The following is a 461-nucleotide window of genomic DNA, read 5'->3' as shown; positions in this document are numbered from 1 at the left end:
ACGCCCTTATTTCTTGCGGAGCTCGACGATGTCGTGAACTGCGGGAGCGCCGTCGGCGACGCTCACATGCGCAAAATGGTCGTCAAATATATGATCGACCCTGACGTGGCCGATGAGGTCTCGGCGATAAGCGGGGCCGCTTCCTTTGTAGCCGGAGCCGGGCAGCGTCTTCACGCGATAGACGTCAAGCACCTGTCCGACTGTCGCGCCATCTGCTTTGCCGACACACACGATCGTTCCGGTCGTGTCCTTGCCGATGATCGATCCACGCATAAAAAAGCTGTGGCCGATGCCGGTCGCCAGAGCGGGGACCGCGCCGGCGAGGGCGATACTCGCCATGGCCATCGATATTGACTTCTTGAAGCGCATCTCGATTCCTTTCAATTCATGTCTCGTGCACCCAGGCCGGTGTTCGTCGCTTGGTTGCGAGCGATCGTGCCGGTCTCGTTCTGCAGCGAGGT

Annotated in this window: 1 protein-coding gene; it reads right to left on the bottom strand. The window is 59.9% G+C overall.

Annotation, left to right across the window (positions count from 1 at the left end):
- Window positions 1-6 precede the first annotated feature (6 nt).
- On the bottom strand, window positions 7-461 hold a 455-nt coding region (locus RAD15_RS43745; protein WP_458184852.1), incomplete at its 5' end, for a hypothetical protein.

The organism is Bradyrhizobium sp. 14AA, from assembly GCF_054185205.1.
The sequence above is the reverse complement of the archived record's forward strand: the minus strand, read 5'-3'. Positions and strand labels throughout refer to the sequence as shown.